Below are 19,411 nucleotides of genomic sequence, written 5' to 3'. Positions count from 1 at the left end.
GGCCGGGCGGCGTTTGCCGCTCCATCCTCCGGCGCCGACGGCCGGTCGCACGGTACGCAGACCCGGGCCCAGGCCCTTCGACCCGCGCCCGGTTACCCCGGTTGCCCGGTCCGGCCACCCGTACCGCTGAGACGATCCGCAGGTGGGAGCGGAACCGCGCGAGTGCGCACCGGAGCGGCCGGTGCGACGGCGCCGGGTGGACTGGCGGCAGTGGGCACCGCTGACCCTGCTCACCCTGGCCGTGCTGCTCGGCGCCGGGTTGTGGTTCGCCGGGCTGCGCGGCGCGGCCCAGCTGATCTGGGCGGCGGTGACCCTGGTGGCGCTGCTGCCGGCCACCTGGTCAACCCTGCGACAGCTGTGGCGCCGGCAGTTCGGGGTGGACGTGATCGCCGTCCTGGCGCTGGTCGGCACGCTGCTGGTCCGCGAGTACGTGGCCGGCGCGGTGATCGCCGTGATGGTCGCCACCGGGCAGGCACTGGAGGACTACGCGCAGCGCCGAGCCACCCGCGACCTGCGCGCGCTGCTGGAACGCGCCCCCCGGCAGGCCCGGCGACGTACCCCGGACGGCCGGATCGAGGTGGTGCCGCTGGACAAGGTCGCGGTGGGGGACCGGCTGGTGGTCGGCCCCGGCGACGCGGTGCCGGTGGACGGCACCGTCGAGGAGACCGCGACGCTGGACGAGTCGGTGGTCACCGGCGAGTCCCAGCTGGTCACCCGCGCCCCAGGCGAACAGGTGGCCAGCGGCGTGGTCAACGCCGGCGCCGGGTTCGGGCTGCGGGCCGGCAAGAGCGCGGCGGAGAGCACGTACGCCGGGATCGTCCGGCTGGCCGAGGAGGCCACCGCGCACAAGGCCCCAATGGTCCGGCTCGCCGACCGGTACGCCGCCGCGTTCGTGCCCTTCACCCTGCTGCTGGCCGGGCTCGCCTGGCTGCTCACCGGCCAGTTCCTGCGGGCGGTGGCGGTGCTGGTGGTGGCCACCCCCTGCCCGCTGCTGCTGGCCACCCCAATCGCCATCGTCTCCGGGCTGTCCCGGGTAGCCCGGCGCGGCGTGCTGGTCCGCGATGGCGGGTCGCTGGAGCTGCTGGGCCGCGCCCGCACCCTGCTGCTAGACAAGACCGGCACACTCACCGCCGGCCGCCCCCGCGCCGCCGAGACGGTGGTCGCACCCGGCGGCGACCGGGACGAGGTGCTGCGCCTGGCCGCCTCCGTCGAGCAGCTCTCCCCGCACGTGCTGGCCGCCGCCCTGGTCCGGCAGGCCCGCGAGCGGGGGCTGCCACTGGCCGAGCCGACCGACGTCACCGAGGAGCCGGGGCGCGGAGTGACCGGCCGGGTGGACGGGCGCCTGATCCGGGTCGGCCAGCTCGCCGACGAGCCGCCCGAGTGGGCGCACCGGACCCGCGAGCGCGCCGAGCTGGCCGGCCGCTCCACGGTCTGGGTCAGCGACGACCGGGGGCCGTTGGGGGCGATCCTGTTGGAGGACCCGGTGCGCCCCGACGCCCGCCGCACCGTGCGGCGGCTGCGGGAGGCCGGGCTCAGCCGGCTGATCATGGTCACCGGCGACCGGCCGCGTACCGCCCGGCAGGTGGCGCAAACCGTCGGCGTCGACGACGTGATCGCCCAGTGCCCGCCGCAGGAGAAGGTGGCCCGGGTCCGGACAGAGTCCGGCAAGGCGATCACGGTGATGGTCGGCGACGGCGTCAACGACGCCCCGGCCCTGGCCGAGGCGCACGTCGGCGTCGCGATGGGCGCCACCGGAGCGACCGCCTCCGCCGACGTGGCCGACGCGGTGCTCACCGTGGACCGGCTGGACCGGCTCGCCGACGCCGTCGAGATCGCCCGGTACGCGCGCCGCATCGCGGTGCAAAGCGCCACCGCCGGGATGGCCCTGGCCGTCCTCGCGATGCTAGTCGCCGCCGCCGGCCGGCTGCCCCCGGTCGCCGGCGCGTTCCTCCAGGAGGGCATCGACGTGCTGGTGATCGTCAACGCGTTGCGCGCCCTCGGGGGCGGCCTGCGCCGCCGGGACGTCCCCCCGGAGACCCGGGAACTGCTCGACCGGTACGCCGGCGAGCACGCCGGCGTCTGGGACGTGCTGGACCGGCTGCGCGACACCGCCGACCTGGTGGCGACCCGCCCCGACGCGGCGGAGTGCGTACCGGCGTTGCGCGAGGTGCATCGCCGGCTGGTCGACGAGGTGCTACCGCACGAGGCGGCCGAGGAACGGCAGCTCTATCCGGCACTCGCCGGTCCGCTCGGCAGCGCGGAGGCGACCTCGACGATGAGCCGGGAGCACGTGGAGATCAGCCGGCTGGTGGACCGGATCGGCGGTCACCTGGCCCAGGACACCGACGGGCGGCTGCGCCCGGACGAGGTGCCCGATCTGCTTGCCGCCCTGTACGGGCTGGACGCCGTCCTCCGGCTGCACCTAGCCAAGGAAGAGGAGGACTACTTCACCCTCAGCCCCACCGACGGCGCCGACGGGCGTTAGGAAGGGGCCCTTGTACAGAGGTGGGCAGGTCCGGGAGAGGCCGGGGATGAGCAGGGCCCCGACCGGAGTGCATCCCTTGGATGCAAGGCGGCGCTCCTCGCCCCGCAAAGACCTCGTGGCGACGTATGTGGGTTCGCGGGCCGACCGGGACCTAACCGGCAAGTCCGCCGGTGGCGGCCTGCTGTCGCTGCTCGCGATCGGCTGCCACGCCTGTAACAAGCTGGTCGTAATGTTGGTGGGCGCCTCCTGTGCGCTGTGTCTGTGGGCTCCGTTGCAGCCGCTGCTGGCGATCGCCTCGATCGTGCTGCTGGGTTGGGCGCCGCGGGCCAGGCTCGCCGCCGAATGGTCCCGCTCGGTGCCGCGAAGGATGCGGCGGTGCCTCTGACGCAAGCGGGCCGCGATGGCTGACGGCCGCGCCGACAAGCTCACTGATCTGGTCCGATCAGGTCCAGTACGTGCCCATGCCTGGAAAGCGGGCGGAAAGCAGCGCGGGAATCCTTTGACTGGCGGCCTTCGCCTTCGCCGCGGCCTCGCACTCCGTTGCTGCGGTGAGGCTGTAGCATCAGCGCATGCGCACTCAAAGTGCGCATAGGTGCGGAGCGTGGGGTTCAACTCCCCCCTCGAACACTAGCCGGGACAGCGGCGCCAGCAATCAGCTGATTAGGAGATCCTGCCGCAGCGAACCTCGTCGCGGCTACCTGGGCGTGAGTTGTAGTTCGCCACGAACGACGATCATGGATTCGTGGTCGGTGTCGCCCCAGAGATGTACTCGATGTACATGATCGAGTCGGATCCCAGCTTCGATTGGTTTCGGTGCTACACGCGCTTCGAGACCCTGTCTAGGGGCAGATCCGGCCGACCACCTCGGCGGCCGCGCGCGCCAGGGTGTCGCCGCAGGCACCGTCGAGGAGCCCGGCCACCACCGCGTCGGCGGTCGCCGGGGTGAGTACGTCCTCGGCGTTGCGACGAAATTTGGCGGCCACCTCGTCGGTGGTCAGCGGGTCATCCGGGTTGCCGCGGGCGTTGCGCACCGTTGCCGACGCCGTCGACCCATCCCGCCAATGGACCGTGACTCTCGTCGGCCGCTCGTGCGGGAGGGCGGCGGTGAAGGCCGGTTCCTCGCGCAGCCGAACTAGCGCGGCGAGCGCGCCCACCTCGGGCCGGGCCAGCCCGTCGGGCAGGAAGCCGGCCGCGGCCAATTCGCCGTCGAGGGCCAGGGTGGCCAGGCTGACGGGCACCGAGAACCGCGCGTGCAGGTCCGAGGAGACCTCGGCGGTGGACAGCGACGCGGCGAAGGCGAAGGTGTCGACCTCGATCGCGGCCAGCCCGCCGCGGTCGCGCACCGGGTCCGGTACGCCGGCGACGGCGGCGCGGAACGCGTCCAGTGCGGGGTGCAACCAGCGCGCGCAGGCGTACGGCTTGAGATAGCTGTCGGCCAGCCGCCATCGGGTGCCCAGGCCCGCGGTCAGTTCAACGGGGGACAAATCGGTGCAGACCAGACCGTCGAGCAGCTCGCCGAGCAGAGCCATCGACCCGGTCGCGCCGTCGGCCGCGCGGCGGGCCGCGGCGGCGCCGTAGTAGGCACCCAGCCCTGTCCACAGGTTGCGGACGGTGCCGCCGCGCATCGGCACGGCCAGGGTCGCGGCCAGCGGCACCGAGCCGGCCAGCTCGATGGCGGTCGCGGTGGTGGCGGGGGAGAGGTCGTCCAGCAGCGCGGTGGCAACCGCCGCGGCGATCGGACCGTGGATGCCGTGGGGGTGCAGCCCGGGCCGCAGGGTGGTGCCGACGCCGAAGCGCATGCCGATCTCGTTGGCGATCAGGAACATCTCGACGAGCCGTCGGTCGTCGACCCCGTTCGTGGCGGCGTGCAGCAGCACGGGCAGCGAGTGCGGTGCGGGGTGCGCCGTCGGCACCGGTGGCAGCCGGTGCCCTTGCGGATGGAAGGACCCGCCGGAGTCGGCGTCCAGCCAGGTCGCGGCCGTGCCGAGGGTGAGCAGCCGGCCGAACGGGAGGTCGGTGGTGGCCGACGGGCGTAGCCTTTCGCCCAGTGCCCGCACGGCCGGGTACTGCAGGCCACCCAGCAGCGCGCCCAGGGTGTCGAGCAGCAGCGCGCGGGTGAAACCGACGACGTCCTCGGGCGGGTCCTCGAGGCTGGTGTCGTGTGCGAACGCGGCGATCCGCGCGGTGTCGATTCCTGTCATCGTCAGTCCTTCGTCAGGCCATCGCGGACTGCCCGGCCCAGGTCGTCGAGCCGGTCCAGCACCCCGCCGAGAGCGCCGGCCAACACCACCCCGTCGACGCCGACCGCGCTGAACGCGGCGAACCGTTGCGCGACCGCGCGCCGGTCGCCGGTCACCACGAAGCGTTCGCGGACGAACCGGTCGGCCCCGGCGGGCACATCGCCGCCGACGCGAGCATCGGCCGTGCCGTGCCGCCGGTAGTCGTGCGCCTCGGCCACGGCGGCGACCCCGGGCCGCAGCGTGGCCGGCACGTCGAACCAGTCTGGCGCCCGCACCAGCCGGGCCGCGCACGACCCGAGCACGGGCGCGGCGGCGGCTTCAGCGTCGGTTTCGTCGTTGGTCACCGCCGCGCGGACGAACATCCAGACCGGCACGTCCGCCCGCGCCGACCGGGCCAACGCCACCGCCTTGCCGACGATTGTGGGGTCCGCGCCCGCGTCGATCAGCACGCCGCCGAGCCGCGCGGCGGTGGCCGCGATGGTGCGCGGCCCGGACGCGGCGCCGAGCAGCAGCGCCGACACCGGCACCAGCTCGCGCAGCGTGTCGAGCGCCGCCTCGTACGCACGCAGCGACGGCGGCGCCAGCCCTTCGTTGCGCACCGAGCTCTCGCCCCGCCCGACCACCGTGAGCACCCGGCCGGGATGGTGTGCGTCGAGGGTACGCACGGCGCCGGCCACCGCGGCCGGGTGCCGCAGCCCGAGGCTGAGCACGCACGGCCCGGCGAGCCGGGCCGGGGTGGCGCTCAGCACCCGCTCGGTCTCCACCAGGCAGTCGGGAAACAGCCGTGGGCTGTCGGCCAGGGCGACACCGTCGAGCCCCGCCGCGAGCGCGGCGCCGGCCAGCTCGACCGGGTCGACCTGGCCGGCCGGCCGGGCCACGTTGAGCACGATCATGGCAGCGCCTCAACGAGGTCGGCGACGTTCAGGTCAGCCGAAGCGCGGTCGGGAATCCCGTCGGACACCACGGACAGGGTGTGGGCCAGCCCGCCGGGCATGCCGGTGATGCCGGCATCCCAGGCCCGCAGGGCGAGCCAGGCGGCGGCCGGGTCGTGCCCGGGCGCGACACCGGGCGGGCCGATCACCATCAGGCTCGCCGCGAGGTCCAGCAGCGCCGGCAGTTCGTTCTCCGGCACCTCGGCCAGCCGCGCCGCACACACGGTGGCGGCCAGCACACCGGTGCTCACCGGCACCGTGGGCGCCGACACCTCGGCCGCGGCGGCCAGCCCGGCGTCGACGGCCGCAGACAGCTCCGCCGTCGACCGGCGCCGGGCCGCGCCGACCGCGAGACCGACCAGCGTCGGCCCGACCGCCGGACCGAGCGACGCGCACCGCTCGCCGTTCCATTGCAGCGCGACGTAGGTCTCCGCCCGGGTGCCGGCGCCGATCAGCGGGAACTCGCCGTCCGGTGTGCCGACCCGGGCCGCCCACGCAGCCAGGGATCCCTCCGGCGCCGGGAGCGCGGTGAACCCGGCCAGCAGGGCTGCGACGCTCATTCCCGGTTCACCTCGGTGCTGTCGGTCACCAGATAGAACTTGAACTTCGTGCGGCCGGCCGGGCCGCGCTCCGCCGGCAACGGGTGCTCCTCGAACCAGCGCAGGTAGTTCGCGTACGCCTCCTCGTCGGCGTAGTACATCTCGGCGATCCGGTAGAACGTGTAGCCCTCCGGCACCGACGCCGTGCCGCCGGAGGCCTGCCGCACTGGGCGCAGCACCTTGTTGAAGACGATCCGGTCGAGATAGGGATTGGCCAGCAGGTCCGGCGCGTGCACGTCGAAGAGCCAGCGCTCGTACTCCTCGGGGCTGACGCCCTCCTCGATCTCGTAACCGAGAATGGTCTTGATCATGTAGTTGCTCTCCTTACCGTCCACAGATGTGACTCGGCGCCCACGCCGAACCCCTCCAGCCGCACCCGCACCGGCTCGATCCGCACCCCGGCCAGCTCGGCGGCCACCTCGTCGTCAGTGCGCACGGGAGCCTTGGTGAATCCGGACGCCCGTTGCCGCGCCACCTCCCGCCGGTAGACCGCGATCGTCCACTCCGCGGGCATGGCCGACGCCGTCCCGCGCACGGCCACCGTCCGGGGCGGAAGCAGGCCGATGTCGAAGACGTGCGGCCGCTCGTTGGTGGCGCCCGGCGCGGGCGTGCCGACCCAGGTGACCAGGGTGTGCGGGTCGCGCCGCCACTGCTCGAGCCGCCGGTGGCCGGCCCGCTGCACCAGGCTGACCGACCAGTCCGGCTCCAGGAACGCGGTCATCGTGCGGCTCACCGGGAAGCCGTCGGTGTCGATGGTGGTCACCTGGGCGAAACCGGCCTCGCCGAGCACGAAGGCGTGCGCGGCGGCGCGGGCGGCGGCGAGGTCCATCAACGGCTCCACGGGGCGAGGCGCCAGGTCGTCACGGTGGCCGGCGTCCGCCCGACCCGGGCGGCGAGTTCGGCGTGGCTGTACGCCCGGTCCGGCACGACCGCGCAGACCACGTCGACCGTGACGCCCGGCCGGTCGAACGGGTACGGGTCGAACCAGAGCACGCCCGGCCTGCGGGCGCCCACGGTGATCCGCTCGACCGGGCCGAACGGGTGCGTGCGCACGGGCGGCAACAGCACGTCCTCGGCCGAGTGCTCGAGGGCCGCCAGCTGTGGGCCCCAGGGCCGAGCCGGGCCGGGCACAGCGGCCGACTGTGGCGGCATCACGCACAGGTAGAGCGAGAGCAGGTCCCAGAGCTGCAGCAGTTCGTAGTTGTGCCAGAGCCGGGTCTCGAACGCGGCCCGCGGCTCGGCCGCCGTCCAGGCCAGCCGCTTCGCCGTGATCCACCGCCGCTCCTCGGCGTCGACCGCCGCGTCCTGCGCCGCCCGGCCGTCGGCGCCGAGGTCCAGCCGGCCCCGGGCACCCGGCGCCGACCACCGGCCCCGGTAGAGGCCGGTCCAGTGCATGCCGACCAGCACCCCGGCGTACACGTCGCCGAGCGCCACCCGCTCGATGCCCTGGCGGTAGAGCCGCACGTGTTCGGTCGCGTCAATCTCCAGGAAATGCAGCGGCCGCCGTTCCAGCTCGTGGAAGAGCACTCTGGCGTCCCAGGCCCGCCAGCCCTCGTCGTGCCGCGCGGCCGCGGTGCGCACCGGCGAACCCGGCGTCGGCGTCTCGAACCGGTCGTTGCCCCACGCGGCCGCCAGCTCGCCGGCGACCCGGCCGTGTTCGACCTGCTCGACCAGGTGCAGCGCGCCGTCGCGCCGGGTGACGATCACGCGGCCGCCGCCCGCAGCGCGGCGCCGAGCGAACGGGCGGCGCCGCCGGCGGCCAGCCCGTCGATCGCGGCGAGCACGGCATCGGCGTGCCCGGGGAAGCGGTGGTCGAGCAACCGCCGGGCCTTGGTCCGCAACGCGTCCCGGTCGAAGGCCCGGGTGCCGTCGCCGCGCGGCAGGTCGGCCGCGCCGGTCAGCACGCTGCCGTCGGTGCGGACGACCCGCACCCGGGCCGGGCGGCCGGCTGGATAGCCGACGTCCAGCTCGGGGTCGTGCCAGACCTCGACCCGCGCGGCCAGGTCGCGCACCGGCGCCGAGGAGACCGTCTCCGCGGTCAGCGTGGTCTCGTCGAGCGTGCCGGTGAGCAGCGCGACCGCGACCGAGGTGGGCACGCTGAACCGGGCGGCCAGCTCGCTGCCGGCGACCGCGCCGAACCGGGCCGCGTGCGCGAACGTGCACACCTCGACGCGTTCCACATCCGACAGCGGGCCGGTCGCGGCGACGATGTCCGCCACCGCGTCGTTGACGCCGTGCAGGTGGGCGCAGGTGGGGTGCGCCTTGGTGTAGCCATGCAGCACCTCGTGGCCGTGGTCCGGCCCGACACCTGACCAGTCGCGGGCGGCGACCGCCGCGAAATGCCGCTCCAGGGCGCCGGGCAGCGGTTCCAGACCGGCCACGGCGGCCGCGCCGAGGCTCGCGCCCAGCTGCACCGAGGCGCCCAGGAACGCGTGCCCGCCGGTACGCCCGGTGAAGATGGTCGCCGCGTCGCTGAGCAGCACGGCCGAGCCGGCCAGCTCGACGGCGCGTCGCATGGCGGCGGCGTCGCCGGGTGCCAGCAGCCGGGCCACTCCGGCGGCCGCGCCGACCTGGCCCCAGGTGCCAATGTCGTGCACGCCGTCCGGCGTGCCCCCCATCGCCCGGCCGACCCGGACGCCGACCTCGTAGCCGGCCAGCACCGCCGACAGCAGCTCCGCGCCCGGTAGGTCCCGTTCCTCGGCGAGCGCCAGCACGGCCGGCACCACGTGCGATGCCGGGTGCCCGCGGGCCGGTCGGTGCCCGTCCTGCAGCTGGTCCGCCGCGATCGCGCTGCCATTGAGGAACTGGGCGTCGGCGGCGGGGCAGCCGCGCCGCGAGCCCACCACGGTCGACTCGCCCGAGCCGCAAGATCCGGCGGCCAGCGCCCGTAGCTCGGCCCGCCCGCTGCCCAGCGCGGCGACCGCGACCGTGTCGGCGACCAGTTCGACCACCCGGTTCTGGACGGCGGTGGGTGCCGACGCCCAGTCGGTGGTCGCGGCGGTCGCGGCGAGCCGCTCGATCATCCCCGTACCCTGGCCATCAGGCCGGCCACGTCCGGCGCGGCGGCCAGGTCGAGCACGGCCGCAGCGATGTCGTCGCGATCGGGCATCCGCGCGGCGTTGAACGCGAACTTGGCGGCCAGCTCGGCCGAGCTGAGTGGGTTGTCCGGCCCGCCGCGATTGACGTCGACCCGCACCTCGTGCCGGGTGCCGTCGTGCAGCACGACCCGTAGCACTGCCGGGAACTGGTTCGGGAAGATCTCGTCGCAGCGGGCGTCCGTTACGCACCGCACCTTCGCCGCCAGCGCCAGCCGCGCCTGGTCCGCCGCCGCCGCGTCGGTGAAGTCGTCATGACCCAAGCCCAGGCCGCCGCCGCCGAGCAGCGCGGCCGCCACGGTGTAGGGGCCGCTGAACGCCGCGTGGTAGCCGGACTTCGGCCGCGCCTTGTCTTCCGGCGGTTGGGCGATCGTGCGCAGCACCGGCGACGGCACGCCCAGCTCGATCGACTCGATCGAGGCCGGGTCGATGCCCCGCGCGCGCAGGGTCAGCGCCGCGTCGATGCCGGCGTGCGTGAAGTGGTTGCACGGGTACGGCTTGAAGAAGATCCCGGGCAACTCCCAGTGCGTGCCGAGCCGGTCGACCACCGCGTCGACATCGGCCCGCTCGCCGCAGAACGCGTGCAGGAAGCCGAACCGCCCTTCGACCACGGTCGGCGGTCCGGTGAGCCCGTGCCGGGCCAGCTCGGCGGCCACCACGCCGGAGTGCGCGGCCCAGCCGCAGTGCACCCGCTTTACGGTGCCGCCGGTCCGGTTGGCCTCCAGCAGGCCGGCACCCATGCTCGCGGCGATCCCGGCCGCGTGCGCGATGCCCTCGGCGTCGGCGCCGCCGACCATCGCGGCCGCCACGGCCGCCCCGACCGCGCCGCAGATCGAGGTCGCGTGTTGGCCGCGCTCGAAGAACTCGGAATTGCCCAGCGCCCGGTCGTAGCCGCCCATGCCGAGTCGGACCGCGACCTCGATGCCCATCCCGGCCGCGTCGAGCAGTGCGGCGCCGGATGCGCCGCGCGCCTCGGCCACCGCCAACGCCGCCGGCACCACCGGCGAGGAAGGGTGCAGAACCGACGGCAGGTGGGTGTCGTCGAAGTCGAGCGAGTGCGCCAGCGTGCCGTTGACCAGTGCCGCGTTCGCGGCCGGGACGCGCAGCCCGGTACCGATCGCGACCGCCTCCGGCGAGCCGCCCGCCGCCTGGACGTACGCGGTGACCGCCCGCGCGGGCGGCAGCCCGGTGGCGGCGAGGCTGTTGCCGATCAGGTCGAGCACCCGGCGGGCCACGTCCTGCCGCATGTCGCCGGGGAGCCCGCCGCGCCGCACCTCCTCGGCGACCGCTGCGAGCCGCTGAACGACCGTCGGGGTGCTCATGCCGCCACCGCCGCGAACGGCCGGATCGGCGAGCCGGTGCCGCCGACGATCCGCAGCGGCGCCATCGCGAAGACGAACGCGGTCAGCCCTTCAGCGGCCGCCTGCTCCAGGTTGAGGTGCTCGATGATGTAGACGCCGGCGTCGACCAGCAGCACCCGATGCACGGGCAGCACGCTGTGCCCGGCGCCCGGCCGGATCTGCTCGTACGCCGTGGTGTCCGAACCGGTGGCGACCACCCGACGCGCGGCCAGCCACTCGGCGGCGTCGGTGGTGGCGCCTGGCACGCCGGCGGTCTGCCCGAGATAGGTCGTCGCGTCGTCGAAGTGCCGCGCCCAGCCCGTGCGCACCAGCGCGACGTCGCCGGGGCGGGGCTCGACACCGGCCCGTTCGGCGGCGGCGGCCAGGTCGGCCGCGGTCACGCCGTAGCCCGGGGGCAGCACGTCGACTCCGTGTACGGCGGCCACATCGAGCAGCACACCGCGGGTGAGCAGCGCGGGAGTGTGCTCGGCGCCGAGCTCGGTGAACCGGCCGCCGGTCTGCGCCGCCGCGGCGTCCACGCCGCCGTGCAGCCTGCCGTCGTGGCTGACATGGGAGAGCGCGTCGACGTGGGTACCCACGTGCCCGCCGGTCACGATCATCTCGTTGGCCGCCGAGCCGCCGTCCGGGCGGACCATGTCGCCGTGCCGGCGGATCAGGCTCATTCGGAAACCGGGGTGGTTCGGCGAGCACGGCATGCCCGTGAAATGCGGGTGCCCGAGCTCGACGAGCCGTACCCCCGCGGTCACCGCGGCGAGTAGGGCGTCGTCCGTGCGCGCCGGGCGGGCCTGCGGCTCGGTGGTCAACTCGTTCCTCCTGGTGGTGGTTCGGACGGTTCGGTCAGGTCGAGGACGAGTCGGGCCCGGCGCACCACCGCGGGATCGACGAACCGGCCGTCGGCGTCGAGCACGGCCACCTCGCCGGCTTCTTCCGCGCGTGCCGCGGCGGACAGGACGGCCCGCGCGGCCGCAACCTCGGCGGCGGTCGGAGTGAAGACCTCGTGCACGACCGGGATCTGTCGGGGATGCACCACCGACCGGCCGACGAAGCCGGTGGCCCGGGCCCGCTCGGTGCTGGCGCGCAGGCCGTCGAGGTCGGCGACGTCGGTGTAGACGCTCTGCACGGGCGAGGGAAGCCCGGCGGCCCGGGCCGCGACCACCACCCAGCCGCGCGCCCAGGCCAGCCCGTCGTCGCCGGTCACCCGCAGGTCAGCCGACAGGTCGGCCTCACCCAGCCCGAGCCCGGCGACCAGCGGGTGCGCGGTGGCCAACTCGGCCGCCCGGGCCAGCCCGGCGGCGCTTTCCAACAGCAGTTGCAGCGGCAGCTCGGCGCGGGTGGCGACTTCGCGGACCACGTCCGGGTCCTCGCACCGCGGCAGCCGCAACCCGGCCAGACCCGACCCGGCCAGCGCGTCGACGTCGCCCTCGCCCCACGGGCCGGTCGGGTCGTTCACGCGTACCCACAACGGTCGGTCGTGGGGGCCCTCGGCGGCCAGCCGCAGCGCGGTTTCCCGGGCGGCCGCCTTCTGGTCCGGCGGCACCGCGTCCTCAAGGTCGACGACCACCGCGTCGGCGCCGGCGGCGAGGGCCTTCGCCACCCGGTCGGCGCGGTGCCCGGGTACGTAGAGCCAGGATCGCGGGGTCACTTGGGTAGTCCGCCGGACCAGCCCAGCGCCCGCGAGATGCGGTCGGCCGCCTCCCGCACCAGCGGACCGAAACGTTCCCGGGCGGCCGCGTCGACCCGGTGCGCCGGGCCGCAGACCGAGATGGCGCCGACGACCGTGCCGTCGATGCCGAAGACCGGCGAGGCGACCGAGCCTGCGCCCTCCTGCCGTTCGCCGTCGGAGTTGGCGACCCCGGTCTCGCGGATCCCGGTGAGCCGCGTCCGGAGCAGGTCGCGGTCGGTCACTGTGCGGCTGGTCAGCGACGGCAGTTCGGCGGCGAACACGGCCTCCCGCTCGGTGTCCGGCAGAAAGGCCAGGATGCACGTGCTGGAGCTGCCGGCGTGCAGGGGGAAACGGCGGCCCACCTCGACCGTCATCTTGATTTCCCGGGTGGACTCGACCTGGTCGAGGTAGACCCGGCCGCTGTGCACCCGCGCCGACACGGTCGTCGTCTCGCCGGTGGTCAGTTGCAGCTCGCGCAGGACCGGCATCGCGACCGTACGTAGCGGTGATTCGCGCAGCGCGCGGGCGCCGAGTGCCGCGGCCGCCGGGCCGAGCTGGTAGCCGCGGCTCGCCGGATCGCTGACGAGCAGCCGGCGCTCGACCAGCGTCTGCAGGATCCGGTGCACCACCGCCTTGGACAGGTCGAGGCTGCGCGCGATCGCGGTGACCCCGAGGAAGTCCGGCCCGTCGGTGAACAGGAGAAGGACGTCGGCCACGCGGCTCGCCGCCTCGGTGCCCTGACTTTCTGCCACGTCGTCATCTCCCAGTGCGGTGTTTCCGCTAGCGGAACACGATTCCAGCACCGACCGGCAGCGGGGTCAACCCCCCAAAGTGGCTCTGTGCAGGGTTGAAGAAGATTCTGCGACGAACCCTTGACCAGGTGAACGGGCAGTGCCAGCATCATGCCCCATGCGATGTTCCGTGCGGCGGAACACGGTCACCCCCAGGAGCTGACATGAGGAAGACCTGGACCCTGAGCCTCGCCTTAGCCCTGCCGCTGGCCCTCGCCGCGTGCGGCGGGTCCGCGCCCGCCGGCACGAGCAACGGCGGTGGCGCGCAGTCCGGTGGCACGATAAAGATCGGTTCCCTGCACCCGCTGAGCGGCGCCGCCGCGGCCGACGGGCAGCAGATGGACAACGGAGCCAAGCTGGCCGTCGAGGCCATCAACAACGCCGGCGGCATCAAGTCGCAGGGCGGCAAGAAGCTGGAGCTGGTCAGCGCCGACACCCAGGGCAAGCCCGAGGTCGGCCAGAGCGAGGCGCAGCGCCTCATCCAGGACGGCGTGGTCGGCCTGGTCGGCACCTACCAGAGCGCGGTCACCGCCAACGTGTCCACGGTGGCCGAACGCAACAAGGTGCCGCTGCTGATCGACGTGTCCAGCGCCGACTCGATCCTCTCCCAGGGCTACAAGTACACGTTCCGGGTGCAGCCCAGCTCCACCGTGCTCGGCACCGCCGGAGCACAGTTCCTCGACCAGGTGGCCAAGGCGGCCAACCAGCCGGTCAAGACCGTGGCGGTGCTGCACGAGCAGGGCCCGTTCGGCACCGCGATCCGGGACGCCTTCAAGGCCGAGGCCGAGACGGCCGGCATCAAGGTCGGCCCGGCGATCGCCTACGACGCCGCCAACGTCTCCGACCTGACCACCCAGGTAACCCAGGTCAAGGCCAGCGGCGCCGACGTGCTGATGGTGGCCGGCTACTACCGCGACGGCGTGCTGGCGGCCAAGGCCGTCGCCACCGTCAAGCCGCCGGCCCTGAAGGCCGTCTACGGCGTCGCCAACGGCGCGTTCGACCTCCCGCAGTTCCCCAAGGAGGCGGGCGCCGCGGCCGAGGGCTTCTTCGACGCCAACTACCACCCCGACATGACCAACCCCGAGATGCAGGCGCTGGCCAAGCTCTACCAGGAGCGCCACAACGACCAGATCCGCACCGGCGCGGTGCTCGCCTACGACTCGGTCAAGGTGATCGCCGACGCGCTGGAGCGGGCCGGCAGCGCCGAAGCGGCCAAGGTGCGCGACGCGATCGCCAGCGGCTCGGTGCCGACCCTGATCGCCGGCAACGGCCCGATCAGGTTCGGCTCGACCGGGGAGAACGAGAACGCCACGCCCATTCTCATGCAGGTCCAGGGCGGCGTGGTCAAGCAGGTGTTCCCGGCCGACAAGGCGGAGGCGAAGCCCGTCTACCCCGCCTTCAAGAGCCAGTGACCTCGCCAGCAGACCAGGGCCACGTCGCCGCCGCCACCGGCGGCGACGTGGCGACCCTGGATCCCGACGCGGTACGCACGCCCACCGCCCGCGCCGTGCCGTGGCTGCGGATCGCGGTGATCGCCGCGCTGATCGTGCTCGCGGTCGTGCTCGCCTACGTCCGCTCCGGCAGCGGGGTGGTCGTCGTCCAGGCGGTGGCCACCGGCGTCCTGATCGGCGGGGTCTACGGCCTGATCGCCATGGGCCTCACCCTGATCTTCGGCGTCCTCGACATCGTCAACTTCGCGCACGGCAGCTTCCTGGCGCTGGCCCTGTTCCTCACGTTCGGGCTGACCCAGGCCGGGCTGCATCCCTACCTCGCGCTCGCCGCCAGCGTGCCGGCGATGTTCCTGCTCGGCGTGCTGGTGCAGCGCGGCGTCCTGGCCGGCGCGATGGGCAAGCCGCTGGAGAACCAGCTGCTGATCACGCTGGGCATCTCCCTGATCATCGAGAACGCGCTGCTGCTGTTCTTCGGCGCCAACCCGCGCTCCGTGGCGCTGCCCGGCGACCGCGGCGTGCCGATCTTCGACGCGGTGGCGAACCTGTCCCGGATCCTCGCCTTCGTCGGCGCGCTGATCCTGGCCGGACTGCTCTACCTGCTGCTGCAGCGCACCCGGCTGGGCACCGCGATCCGCGCGGTGGCCGCCAACGACACCGGCGCGCAGCTGGTCGGCATCGACACCCGGGTGATCTACGCGGTGACCTTCGCGCTCGGCACCGCCTGCGCCGGCGCCGCCGGCACGCTGGTCGCGCCGCTGGTCACCATCGAGCCCACCACCGGTTCGCTGTTCAACATTGTGGCCTTCGTGGTGGTCGTGCTGGGTGGCATGGGCAACGTGGTCGGCGCGCTGGTCGGTGGTCTGGTCATCGGCCTGGCCGAGCAGCTTGGCGGCATCTACCTGCCCGGACAGTCGCCCTTGCTGTCGGTGTTCATCGTCTTCGTGCTCGTGCTCTTCCTGCGCCCGCAGGGACTCTTCGGGAGGTCGGCATGACGACCACCACCGACACGCCGGCGCCGGAGACAGCGGCGGGCAAGCCGCTGCCCCGCCTGCCGTGGAACCGGCACCTCGTGGCCATCGCGGTACTCGCCGTGCTGCTGGTGCCGCTGCCGCTGATCCTCCCGCCGGCGCAGGCGTCGGTCGCGGTGCGGGTGCTCATCTTCGCCCTGATGAGCATCGGCTGGAACATGATGAGTGGCTTCGGCGGCATGTTCAGCTTCGGGCACGCGGCCTACTTCGGGATCGGCGCGTACGCCAGCGCCTGGCTCCTGGTCGAGCACCGGGTGTCGCCGTGGATCGGGATGCTCGCCGGCATGGTGATCGCCGCGGCGTTCGCCACGCTGATCGGCTTCCTCGCACTGCGCTACAAGTTGCGTGGCGCCTACTTCGCGCTGGCCACCTTCGCGTTCGCGGAGATGCTCCGGCTCTGGGCGACCAACAGCGACTTCGTCAACCGCGCGGTCGGCTACCACGTGCCGCTGCGCCCCGACACATCGTGGTGGTGGATCCAGTTCGAGCCGACCTCGCCGAACTACTTCTGGATCGCGCTCGGGCTCACCGTCGTCGCGCTGGTGATCAGCGTGCTGTTCGTCCGCTCGCGCGCCGGGCAGTTCACCAAGGCGGCCCGCGACGACGAGGACGCGGCGGCTGCGGTCGGCATCCCGGTGATGCGCTACAAGCTGCTGACGATGGCGCTCTCCGCCGCGATCACCGCGGTCGCCGGCGCCTTCTACGTGCAGTACTTCCTGTTCATCGACCCCGACCTGGCGTTCGGGTCGAGCGTGTCGATCCAGGCGATCCTGCCCGCGGTGATCGGCGGCGTGGCGACCATCTGGGGTCCGGTGATCGGCTCCGTGGTGATGGGCCCGCTCAACGACGTGACGGCGACGATGCTACGCAACCCGCCGCCCGCGCTGGAGTTCCTGCAGGGGCGCAGCGGCCTGGACGTGATCGTCTACGGCACCCTGCTGATCATCATCGTGCTGCTCCTGCCGAAAGGCATCTACGGAACGATCCGTCAAAGGTGGTCCCGGCGATGACGCTGCTTCGGGTCGACGGCATTTCCAAGTCGTTCAAGGGGCTGCGCGCGGTCGACGAGGTGAGCTTCGAGGTCGCTGAGGGCAGCATCCTCGGCGTCATCGGGCCCAACGGCGCCGGCAAGACCACCATGTTCAACCTCATCGCGGGCGCGTTGCGGCCGGACTCCGGCCGGGTGCACCTGGACGGCAAGGAGATCACGGGGCACGCGCCGCACAAGGTGACCGCCGCGGGCATGACCCGCACGTTCCAGCTGATGCGGCCGTTCTATTCGATGACCGTGCTGGAGAACGTCACCACTGCGGTGCTGGCCGGCGGCGCCGCCAGGCGCACGGCCCGGACCGACGCCGCCGAACTCATCGAGCGGGTCGGCCTCGGCCGGTGGCGCGACGCGGCGACCGAGGGCCTGCCCACCGCGGCCCTCAAGCGGCTGGAGCTGGCCCGGGCGCTGGCCAGCAGACCCCGCGTGCTGCTGCTCGACGAGGTGCTGGCCGGCCTGGTACCCGCCGAGCGTGCGCCGGTGATGGAGCTGCTGGAACGGCTGCGCACCGAAGACGGCGTGACGCTCGTCTTCGTCGAGCACATCATGGCCGCCGTCATGCGGCTGTCGGACTCGGTGCTCGTGCTCGACCTGGGCCGGGTGCTCACCTCGGGCGCACCGGAGGAGGTGACCCGCGATCCGCGGGTCATCGAGGCCTACCTCGGGGAGGACCCGCATGCTCACGCTTGAGGGAGTCAGCGCCGGCTACCACGGCCTGCAGATCCTGCACGAGCTCGACCTGCGGGTCGAGGAGGGCGAGATCGTGGCGATCGTCGGCGCCAACGGCGCCGGCAAGACCACCACGCTCAAGACGATCTCCGGGCTCGTCAAGCCGACCGCGGGCACGATCACGTTCGACGGCAGACGGGCCGACGGCGTACGCCCGAGCGAACTGGTCGCCCGCGGCCTGCTGCACGTGCCGGAGGGGCGGGCGCTGTTCGGACCGCTCAGCGTCGAGGAGAACCTGCGGATGGGCGGCTGGACCCGCGGTCGCAAGCCGCTCGACGAGCCGCTGCGTGGGGTCTTCGATCTGTTCCCGATCCTCGCCGAGCGGCGCGCCCAGGCCGCCGAGACGCTCAGCGGCGGGCAGCAGCAGATGCTCGCGATCGGCAGGGCGTTGATGGCCGGTCCGCGGCTACTGCTGCTCGACGAGCCGTCCACCGGACTGTCACCGAAGCTGACCTGGACCGTGCTCGACGCGGTCAAGGCGATCCGCGACCGGGGCGTCTCGGTGCTGCTGGTCGAGCAGAACGCCGCGCACGCGCTCAATCTGGCCGACCGGGCGTACGTGCTGGAGAGCGGCAGCCTGGTCCTCGAGGGCCCGGGGCCCGAGCTCGCCCGCGACGATCGGGTCCGAGCCGCGTACCTGGGGCTCTAGCATGACCTCCACCGTGGAAGCCGTGGCTCGGCTCGGCGCCTGGGCCGCCGGGCTACGCTGGGCCGACGTCCCGGACGCCGTCCGCGGCCGGCTCGGGCTGGTGCTGCTCGACTCGCTCGGCGTGACCGTGGTCGGCGCCCGGCAGGCCGAGCAGCGGGCCCTGGTCGCCGCCTGGCGCCCCGGGCCGGGGCCCGCGCCGCTGGTCGGCGGCGGCACGACCACCACCGTCGAGGCGGCAGCCTGGCTCAACGCGACCGCGATGGCACGACTCGAGCTCGACGAGGGGCACAAGTACGCCAGGGGTCATCCGGCGGCGCACGGGCTACCTGCGGTGCTTGCGCTCGCCGCCGACCTCCGCGCTTCCGGGCCGGAGACGATGGCGGCGCTGCTCGCGGCCTACGAGGTGGCGGCGCGATTCGGCCGGGCCACCACCCTGCGGGCCGGCATGCATCCACACGGCAGCTGGGGCGTCGCGGGCGCGGCGGCCGGCTGTTCACGGCTGCTCGGCCTGCCCGGCGGGGGCGTCGCCGCAGCGATCGACGCGGGCGCCGGCCTGCCGGTGGCCGGACACTTCGCCAGCGCGCTCGACGGCAACCCGGTCCGCGACGCCTGGCTGGGAGCCTCCAACGTGTCCGGGTTGGCGGCGGCGCGGATGGCCGCGGCCGGCGTCGCCCGCAACACCGGTACGCCCGCGGTGTCGCTCGGCGACGTGCTCGGCCGGTTCGACCCCGCGCCGCTCACCGACGGGCTCGGCACGCGGTGGGAGGTGCAGCTCGGCTATTTCAAGCGGCACGCGTCCTGCTCATTCACCCACCCGGCCGCCGACGCGGCCCTGCTGATGCGGGCCGACGGGCTGACGCTCGACGCCGTGGAGGAGGTCCTGGTCGAGACCCACTCGCTGGCCGGCGGGCTGGGCCGCACGAGCTGGGACAGCCGGCTGGCCGCGCTGTTCTCGACGCCGTTCGTGGTGGCCGCCGCGCTGGTCCACGGCACCGTCGACCCCGCCGTCTCCGCCGACGACCGGCGCGACGACCCGCGGGTGCGCGCGCTGGCCGCCAAGGTGGTGCTGCGGGTGGCTCCGGACCTCGACGCCCGACTGCCCGACGAGCGTGCGGCCCGGGTCACCGTCCGAGCCTCCGGCGCGCCACCCCGGGTGCTCGAGGTGCCCAACCCGATCGGCGACGCAGCCCACCACCCGATGGCCGAGGGCGACGTGCTCGCGCTGCTCGAACGCCTGCTCCACGCCGACACCGTCCGGGCCGTGCACGAGGTCGCCGCCGGCCTGGCCGCCAGCGCCGACGTCGGACCCGACCTGCGCCGGCTCGCCGAGATCTAGGAGC

At 73.9% G+C, this 19,411-nt stretch carries 19 protein-coding genes; 8 read left to right on the top strand and 11 right to left on the bottom strand.

Annotation, left to right across the window (positions count from 1 at the left end):
• Positions 1-142 precede the first annotated feature (142 nt).
• Together ACVCAH_RS25875 and ACVCAH_RS25870 are read left to right on the top strand one after the other, a co-directional pair.
• The gene (locus ACVCAH_RS25875) at positions 143-2,485 is read left to right on the top strand and encodes a heavy metal translocating P-type ATPase (RefSeq protein ID WP_447138809.1); all 2,343 of its coding nucleotides are present in this window, start codon (positions 143-145) and stop codon (positions 2,483-2,485) included.
• 115 nt (positions 2,486-2,600) lie between these two features.
• Entirely contained in the window at positions 2,601-2,870 is a 270-nt protein-coding gene (locus ACVCAH_RS25870; protein WP_447138808.1) for a hypothetical protein, read from the top strand.
• A 454-nt stretch (positions 2,871-3,324) separates the two neighbouring features.
• On the opposite strand, the gene ACVCAH_RS25865 is transcribed toward ACVCAH_RS25870, so the two are convergent.
• Genes ACVCAH_RS25865 through ACVCAH_RS25815 form a run of 11 tightly spaced genes read right to left on the bottom strand, consistent with a single transcriptional unit; the run spans position 3,325 to position 13,127 of the window.
• Positions 3,325-4,686, bottom strand: a complete 1,362-nt coding sequence (locus ACVCAH_RS25865; protein WP_447138807.1) for an MmgE/PrpD family protein — start codon at positions 4,684-4,686, stop codon at positions 3,325-3,327.
• Between the two features lie 2 nt (positions 4,687-4,688).
• Entirely contained in the window at positions 4,689-5,618 is a 930-nt protein-coding gene (locus ACVCAH_RS25860; RefSeq protein WP_447138806.1) for an LLM class flavin-dependent oxidoreductase, read from the bottom strand.
• On the bottom strand, positions 5,615-6,217 hold the full coding sequence (locus tag ACVCAH_RS25855; RefSeq protein WP_447138805.1) for a hypothetical protein: 603 nt from the start codon (positions 6,215-6,217) through the stop codon (positions 5,615-5,617). The genes ACVCAH_RS25860 and ACVCAH_RS25855 overlap by 4 nt, the downstream gene beginning before the upstream one ends.
• A complete protein-coding gene (locus ACVCAH_RS25850) occupies positions 6,214-6,567 on the bottom strand; it encodes an EthD domain-containing protein (protein ID WP_447138804.1) in 354 nt (117 codons plus the stop codon). The genes ACVCAH_RS25855 and ACVCAH_RS25850 overlap by 4 nt, the downstream gene beginning before the upstream one ends.
• On the bottom strand, positions 6,564-7,085 hold the full coding sequence (locus tag ACVCAH_RS25845; protein ID WP_447138803.1) for a hypothetical protein: 522 nt from the start codon (positions 7,083-7,085) through the stop codon (positions 6,564-6,566). Before ACVCAH_RS25845 ends, ACVCAH_RS25850 begins: the two co-directional genes overlap by 4 nt.
• A complete protein-coding gene (locus ACVCAH_RS25840; protein ID WP_447138802.1) occupies positions 7,085-7,963 on the bottom strand; it encodes a DUF3891 family protein in 879 nt (292 codons plus the stop codon). Before ACVCAH_RS25840 ends, ACVCAH_RS25845 begins: the two co-directional genes overlap by 1 nt.
• Positions 7,960-9,279: an MmgE/PrpD family protein gene (locus tag ACVCAH_RS25835; protein WP_447138801.1), complete on the bottom strand. Its 1,320-nt coding sequence runs from the start codon at positions 9,277-9,279 to the stop codon at positions 7,960-7,962. Before ACVCAH_RS25835 ends, ACVCAH_RS25840 begins: the two co-directional genes overlap by 4 nt.
• Positions 9,276-10,673, bottom strand: coding sequence for an MmgE/PrpD family protein (locus tag ACVCAH_RS25830; protein WP_447138800.1), 1,398 nt, complete (start codon positions 10,671-10,673; stop codon positions 9,276-9,278). The genes ACVCAH_RS25835 and ACVCAH_RS25830 overlap by 4 nt, the downstream gene beginning before the upstream one ends.
• Positions 10,670-11,515, bottom strand: a complete 846-nt coding sequence (locus ACVCAH_RS25825; protein ID WP_447138799.1) for a cyclase family protein — start codon at positions 11,513-11,515, stop codon at positions 10,670-10,672. The genes ACVCAH_RS25830 and ACVCAH_RS25825 overlap by 4 nt, the downstream gene beginning before the upstream one ends.
• Positions 11,512-12,354, bottom strand: a complete 843-nt coding sequence (locus tag ACVCAH_RS25820) for an HpcH/HpaI aldolase/citrate lyase family protein (RefSeq protein ID WP_447138798.1) — start codon at positions 12,352-12,354, stop codon at positions 11,512-11,514. Before ACVCAH_RS25820 ends, ACVCAH_RS25825 begins: the two co-directional genes overlap by 4 nt.
• Positions 12,351-13,127, bottom strand: coding sequence for an IclR family transcriptional regulator (locus ACVCAH_RS25815; RefSeq protein WP_447138797.1), 777 nt, complete (start codon positions 13,125-13,127; stop codon positions 12,351-12,353). Before ACVCAH_RS25815 ends, ACVCAH_RS25820 begins: the two co-directional genes overlap by 4 nt.
• A gap of 203 nt (positions 13,128-13,330) precedes the next feature.
• Between ACVCAH_RS25815 and ACVCAH_RS25810 the strand changes: the two genes are divergently transcribed.
• From ACVCAH_RS25810 to ACVCAH_RS25785, 6 genes are read left to right on the top strand one after another with little or no spacing between them, the layout of a single operon-like run.
• Positions 13,331-14,578: an ABC transporter substrate-binding protein gene (locus ACVCAH_RS25810; RefSeq protein WP_447138796.1), complete on the top strand. Its 1,248-nt coding sequence runs from the start codon at positions 13,331-13,333 to the stop codon at positions 14,576-14,578.
• Entirely contained in the window at positions 14,575-15,609 is a 1,035-nt protein-coding gene (locus ACVCAH_RS25805) for a branched-chain amino acid ABC transporter permease (RefSeq protein ID WP_447138795.1), read from the top strand. Before ACVCAH_RS25810 ends, ACVCAH_RS25805 begins: the two co-directional genes overlap by 4 nt.
• Entirely contained in the window at positions 15,606-16,655 is a 1,050-nt protein-coding gene (locus ACVCAH_RS25800) for a branched-chain amino acid ABC transporter permease (protein ID WP_447138794.1), read from the top strand. Before ACVCAH_RS25805 ends, ACVCAH_RS25800 begins: the two co-directional genes overlap by 4 nt.
• Positions 16,652-17,383 carry an ABC transporter ATP-binding protein gene (locus tag ACVCAH_RS25795; protein ID WP_447138793.1) on the top strand — a complete coding sequence of 244 codons (732 nt, stop codon included), beginning with the start codon at positions 16,652-16,654 and terminating at the stop codon, positions 17,381-17,383. The genes ACVCAH_RS25800 and ACVCAH_RS25795 overlap by 4 nt, the downstream gene beginning before the upstream one ends.
• Positions 17,370-18,071: an ABC transporter ATP-binding protein gene (locus ACVCAH_RS25790; protein ID WP_447138792.1), complete on the top strand. Its 702-nt coding sequence runs from the start codon at positions 17,370-17,372 to the stop codon at positions 18,069-18,071. Before ACVCAH_RS25795 ends, ACVCAH_RS25790 begins: the two co-directional genes overlap by 14 nt.
• 13 nt (positions 18,072-18,084) lie before the next feature.
• Positions 18,085-19,407 (top strand): MmgE/PrpD family protein, encoded by a 1,323-nt coding sequence (locus tag ACVCAH_RS25785; RefSeq protein WP_447138791.1) that lies wholly within the window; start codon positions 18,085-18,087, stop codon positions 19,405-19,407.
• Positions 19,408-19,411 lie beyond the last annotated feature (4 nt).

This window comes from Micromonospora sp. LZ34, assembly GCF_052981855.1.
Note: the sequence above shows the minus strand (reverse complement) of the source record. Positions and strands in the feature narration are given on the sequence as shown.